This is a genomic window from Bacillus sp. MRMR6, assembly GCF_001940785.1.
Lineage (GTDB): Bacteria > Bacillota > Bacilli > Bacillales > Cytobacillaceae > Neobacillus.
Map to the genome: position 1 here is coordinate 1 of NZ_MSLS01000077.1, position 1,282 is coordinate 1,282.

Genomic DNA, 1,282 nt, shown 5'->3' on the forward strand with positions numbered 1-1,282 from the left:
AACTAGTCGACTTTTCATTCATAATTGAAGAATTAAAAGATAAATATTGTCTGGATAACGGTCGCAATGCCGTGCCACCAATTCGAATGTTCAAGTATCTATTACTGAAATCAATCTATGATGTTTCCGATGTAGACGTAGTTGAACGTTCCAAATACGATATGTCATTTAAGTATTTCCTCGACATGGCACCCGAAGCATCTGTTATTGATCCAAGTTCTTTAACAAAATTTCGAAAGCTGCGCCTTAAGGACAAAAATTTCTTGGATTTGCTTATCGGGAAGACAGTTGAGATTGCACTTGAAAAGGGAATCATTAAAAGTAAGACTATTATTGTTGATGCCACACATACAAAAGCACGTTATAACCAAAAATCTCCTAAGGAATTTTTACAGGAGAAGTCAAAAAATGTCCGGAAAGCTGTTTATCAAATCGATGAATCCWTGAAAGAGAAATTTCCGCATAAAACCACATCTAACGAAGTGAAACATGAGCTGGACTATTGCCGACAACTCATTTCCATTGTTGAATCAGAACCGAAAGTCTCTGAAATCCCTGCAGTAAAGGAGCGATTAAATGTTCTAAAGGAAGTTGTGGAAGACTACACAGAACAATTGAGCTTTTCTGAAGATCCAGATGCCCGTGTAGGACATAAAACTGTTGATTCATCCTTCTTTGGCTACAAAACACATATCGCGATGTGTGATGAAAGAATAATAACTTCGGCAGTTATAACAACTGGCGAAAAAAGTGACGGAAAATACCTGCAGGAATTAATTCAAAAGAGTATGGATACAGGCATGGAAATAAACACTGTCATTGGAGATACAGCATATTCCGAAAAAGAAAACATTCTTTATACAAATGAACATGATTTAGAACTTATCTCKAAATTGCATCCAAATGTTACACAGGGCAGACGGACAAAGGAAGATGAATTTCAATTTAAYAAAGATGCCGGAATGTATGTCTGCAAGGCTGGACACATGGCGATTCGCAAAAAATACGATGGTAGAAAGAACCAGGATAAAAACGCTAGGATCAAGTATTTGTTTGATATTAATAAATGTAAAGTCTGCCCTTTCCGCGAAGGGTGCTATCAGGAAGGTGCCAAAACCAAGTCCTATTCCATAACAATCAAGTCTACTGAGCATCTAGACCAGGAAGCATTTCAAGAAACGGAAAGATTTAAAACCCTGGCAAAAAACCGCTATAAAATTGAAGCAAAAAATAGTGAACTCAAGCATGGGCACGGTTTTGAAACAGCCAAATCCTCGGGTTT

Annotated in this window: 1 protein-coding gene; it reads left to right on the forward strand. The window is 37.4% G+C overall.

Annotated features, from left to right (window positions below; genetic code table 11):
- Positions 1–1,282: IS1182 family transposase (locus BTR25_RS26620; protein ID WP_075690935.1), on the forward strand; the 1,282-nt coding region annotated here is incomplete at both ends.